The following is a 4,882-nucleotide window of genomic DNA, read 5'->3' as shown; positions in this document are numbered from 1 at the left end:
GACGCCCTGCGCGATGTAAAAAAACAATACCAACGCAATCATGGGCTTTGGGATGCCAAGCCGGATTCATTGCCTGTTTTTGGAACAATCGCTTCCCAGTTCAACGACCCGGGAATGAACACGCTTTACAAAAAAGTGATGGAAGTGTTGGCAGAAAAAACAAATACCGAACTCAAAAGCACTTTCCAAATCACAGACGAAATGTCTGAAAAAATATTTGTCATCCCACCGGAACGCACGCGTTACCTTTCTGAAATAGCTGAAAATAACCGTGCTTACGACAAAAGAGCCAATGAACAGGTGGAAGTGGCACAACGGCTTTACGGGATTTATAAAACACTGGAATCAGTTTCCGAATCTAAAATAACCATCACTTCCGGCGGGCTTGATTTTGAGAACAAAAAAGCTTCTGATAAAGAATTGAGCAAACTCCTTTTAGCAGAATTTGACCGTCTAAAAATGGATATGGATCCTTACAACTGGGAAAAAATCGTCAACTGGAAAGAAGTGATAAAAAAATACCAGGGCCCGGTTTACAGCTTCAAGGTGCGTGATAAAGAAATCAATATAGACACCCACACCGAATCACTTTCGCACCTGAAAATTTCAAAAGTGGCTTTACCAAAGTACCAGGCCTGGGGCGATTTATTGAAATGGATGTTGCAGGAAAATGTTCCGGGGGAATTTCCCTATACTTCCGGTTTGTATCCGTTCAAGCGTCAGGGTGAAGACCCCACGCGAATGTTTGCCGGGGAAGGTGGCCCGGAGCGTACCAACCGCCGTTTTCATTATGTGAGTCTGGGAATGCCTGCCAAACGTCTTTCCACAGCTTTTGACAGTGTGACCCTTTACGGAAACGACCCCGATTACCGTCCTGATATTTACGGAAAAATAGGTAATGCCGGAGTTTCCATCTGCTGTCTGGACGATGCCAAAAAATTGTATTCCGGTTTTGATTTAAGCCATCCGCTTACATCGGTGAGTATGACCATTAACGGTCCGGCACCTATGCTATTGGGCTTTTTTATGAATGCCGCCATCGATCAGAATTGTGAAAAGTACATCAGGGAAAACGGACTCGAAAAAGAAGTAGAAGCCAAAATCGCCAAAATATTCAAGGATAAAGGTGTTAATCGCCCTAGCTACAACGGTCCATTGCCGGAAGGAAACGATGGACTGGGCTTAATGCTGTTGGGGCTAACCGGTGATTTGGTGCTTCCCAAAGAAGTCTATGAAAGGATTAAAGCAGAAACCCTAACTCAAGTGCGAGGTACCGTTCAGGCAGATATTTTAAAAGAAGACCAGGCGCAAAACACCTGTATTTTCTCCACTGAATTTGCATTGCGGCTGATGGGTGATGTTCAGGAATATTTTATTGAGGAAAAGGTGCGCAATTTCTATTCGGTTTCCATTTCCGGATATCATATTGCCGAGGCAGGTGCCAACCCAATTACACAATTGGCATTAACGCTTTCCAACGGTTTCACTTACGTGGAATACTACCTGAGCAGGGGAATGGACATCAACGATTTTGGACCGAACCTGTCCTTCTTTTTCTCAAACGGAATCGACCCCGAATATGCAGTAATAGGTCGTGTTGCAAGACGTATCTGGTCTAAAGCCTTGAAAGAAAAATACAATGCCAATCCGCGTGCACAAATGTTGAAGTATCACATCCAGACTTCAGGAAGGTCGTTGCATGCTCAGGAAATAGATTTTAACGACATAAGAACCACGCTTCAGGCCCTGTATGCCATTTACGACAACTGTAACTCACTGCATACAAACGCTTATGACGAAGCCATCACTACACCAACCGAAGAATCTGTCAGAAGGGCAATGGCCATTCAATTGATTATCAACAAGGAACTTGGTTTGGCTAAAAACGAAAACCCAATTCAAGGCGCATTCATCATTGAAGAATTGACTGACCTTGTGGAAGAAGCCGTGTTACTTGAGTTTGATCGCATCACTGAAAGGGGAGGCGTTTTGGGTGCTATGGAAACCATGTACCAGCGTAGCAAAATTCAGGAAGAGAGCTTGTATTATGAAACCCTGAAACACACCGGCGAATTCCCTATTATTGGTGTAAACACTTTCTTAAGTTCAAAAGGTTCACCAACCATTATTCCTGCCGAAGTAATTCGCGCCACAGAAGAAGAGAAGGAATTTCAGATTCAAACCCTGAAAAGTCTTCATCAAACCTATGAAGACAGAGCTGAAACCGCTTTAAACAAGGTGAAAGAAGCTGCAATCAACAATCGAAATATGTTTGCAGAGCTAATGGAAGCCACCAAAGTGTGTTCTTTAGGTCAAATTACTTCTTCATTATTTGAAGTAGGAGGGCAGTACAGGAGAAATATGTAAGCGGCGAATTGCAATTTTTCAAGCAAAGTGCCGAAAAACCGCAATGAGTCGCTTATCCCGAAGAGCGGAGCGACATCGGGATATTTATTATTCTATTCCTTGATTCCAAACCCCCTCCCGCCTTTGGCGGGTCGGGGCAAGGGGTTTGGGGGGATTCCCTTTTCATCCTGAATTCAACAATTGCAATATAAACCCGCATTTCATTATATTTGGTCTTTCACTTAAATTATTGATATGCGCAATCCCTTTCTGTTTTCCGGTATTCTTTTCCTTCTATTAACTACTTTGGTATTTAGTCAGAATCGAACCATTCCAATTGATACCACCATTATCACCCAAAACCGGGTAAACATCAATGGAATACAAATCAATTATACGGTTAACACCGGTACCCAACCCGTGTGGGATGAAGCCGGAAAGCCAACTGCTACTTTGCATTATACCTATTACACCCGCAACAATGTCCAAAACCAATCTGATCGGCCACTTGTTATTTCCTTTAATGGTGGTCCCGGCTCGGCTTCAGTGTGGATGCATTTGGCTTATACAGGTCCGCGTATTTTGAATATTGACGACGAAGGCTACCCAGTTCAGCCTTATGGATTTAAGGACAATCCATACTCCATACTCGACGTGGCTGATATTCTTTATGTCAATCCGGTAAACACGGGCTACTCACGATTGATTCCCGCAGATGGCGAAGGGGTGGACCGCAAAAAGTTCTTCGGCATCAATGCAGACATCACTTATCTGGCCGAATGGTTAAACACTTTTGTAACACGTCATCACCGTTGGCTTTCGCCCAAATACCTCATTGGTGAAAGCTATGGCGGAACAAGGGTATCCGGACTGGCACTGGCTTTGCAAAATCGCCATTGGATGTACCTCAATGGGGTTATTCTTGTTTCGCCTGCCGATTATAAAACGATGCGCAGCAACAATCTGGAAGACCATTCGCTCAATTTGCCCTATTATGCTGCTACAGCCTGGTATCACAAACAACTGGCTCAGGAATTACAGCAAAAAGACCTGTATGATATTCTGCCTGAAGTAGAAGAGTTTACCATTAATAAACTTATGCCCGCCATAGCCAAAGGCGGATTCATCGACGAAGCCGAGCGCAAACAAATTGCAGAGAAAATGGCGTTCTATTCCGGTTTAACCGAAAAGGAAATCCTGCAACACAATCTTGTGGTGCCCACCACTTATTTCTGGAAAGCTTTGTTAAGGGACCAAGGGTTTAACATCGGCAGATTGGATTCACGTTATTTGGGTATTGACCGTCAGGAAGCAGGCGTTGCACCCGATTACAATGCCGAACTCACCTCGTGGCTGCACTCGTTTACACCGGCCATCAATCATTATTTTCAGAACGACCTGGGATTCAAAACCGACATCAAATACAATGTGTTTGGCAACGTGAGACCTTGGGATATGGAAAACGACAACACCCGTGAAGATTTACGACAGGCAATGGCACAAAATCCTTATTTAAACGTGTTGTTTCAAAGCGGATATTACGATGGTGCCACCACCTATTTTCACGCCAAATACACCAAATGGCAAATGGACCCCAGCGGAAAACTAAAAGATCGCCTCGATTTTAAAGGCTACCGCAGCGGACATATGATGTACCTGCGCCGTGAAGACCTCAAAAAATCAAATGATGATTTGAGGGAGTTTATTTTAAAAACGAGCAAAAAAGGCAAAGTGGCCAAATATTAATTTTTGCTTTTGTTTATTCGGTTTTTTACAAATTCAATTTCTGTTTTTCCGTGGAGTTTAATCCATTTTCGAGTGTGGAAACATATAGGTTGAATTTAATTGCCGGGATAAAAATCAATCCGTTTAACTTCCACTTCGGGTGCTTTTTCATTGACCAATCGTTCAAAAGCATCAACATCAGAAAAACCTTCACGACCTCTATAATGATAGGGTATTACGGTTTTGGGTTTAAAGTCAGCTACGGCTGAAGCGGCACTTTCCACAGTCATTGTAAATGGCAAATTCATACAAACAAATGCCAGGTCGATGTTTTCAAGCTTACGCATTTCGGGGATGTCTTCGGTGTCTCCTGAAATGTAAATCCTGTAGCCGTCTCTTTCAATGATATAGCCATTTCCACGCCCTTTTTCGTGAAACTGCAGGGCTTCTTCCCTTAAATTATACATGGGTACTCCGGTAATTTCAAAACCCAATTGATGGGTGGTTTCATCGTTAGCAACTACTACGGTATTTAAAAGTAAATTCTCCGGTAGCAAATCAAAAACTGCAGCAGGTACAATGAGGATTGAAGAATCAGTAACTACGGCATCAAGAGTTTCCACATTAAGGTGGTCACCATGAATTTCAGTAACCAGAATTAAATCAGGCGCCGGTTGCCCTTCAAAGGTTTCGCTGCCACCCACGGGGTCTGTGTACAAAACAATACCTTCCCATTCAAGTATCATAGTGGCATGAGAAATGGGGATGATGTTTAATTCAAAATGAGATTTATCTAAGGTTCCATCTGTCA

At 43.2% G+C, this 4,882-nt stretch carries 3 protein-coding genes; 2 read left to right on the top strand and 1 reads right to left on the bottom strand.

What is annotated here, in order from left to right; all coding sequences use genetic code 11:
• Both AC6F75_RS03275 and AC6F75_RS03270 read left to right on the top strand, forming a co-directional pair.
• On the top strand, positions 1-2,367 hold a 2,367-nt coding region (locus AC6F75_RS03275), incomplete at its 5' end, for a methylmalonyl-CoA mutase family protein (RefSeq protein ID WP_500713522.1).
• A gap of 234 nt (positions 2,368-2,601) precedes the next feature.
• Entirely contained in the window at positions 2,602-4,092 is a 1,491-nt protein-coding gene (locus AC6F75_RS03270; protein ID WP_500713521.1) for a S10 family serine carboxypeptidase-like protein, read from the top strand.
• A 95-nt stretch (positions 4,093-4,187) separates the two neighbouring features.
• Here AC6F75_RS03270 and AC6F75_RS03265 read toward each other — a convergent pair.
• On the bottom strand, positions 4,188-4,882 hold a 695-nt coding region (locus AC6F75_RS03265; protein WP_500713520.1), incomplete at its 5' end, for an MBL fold metallo-hydrolase.

This window comes from Planktosalinus sp., from assembly GCF_059864935.1.
This window is presented reverse-complemented; position numbering and strand designations above follow the sequence as displayed.

Excerpts from the sequence above, each read along its gene's own strand:
- AC6F75_RS03270 (WP_500713521.1), top strand. The coding sequence starts at position 2,602 with ATGCGCAATCCCTTTCTGTTTTCCGGTATTCTTTTCCTTCTATTAACT.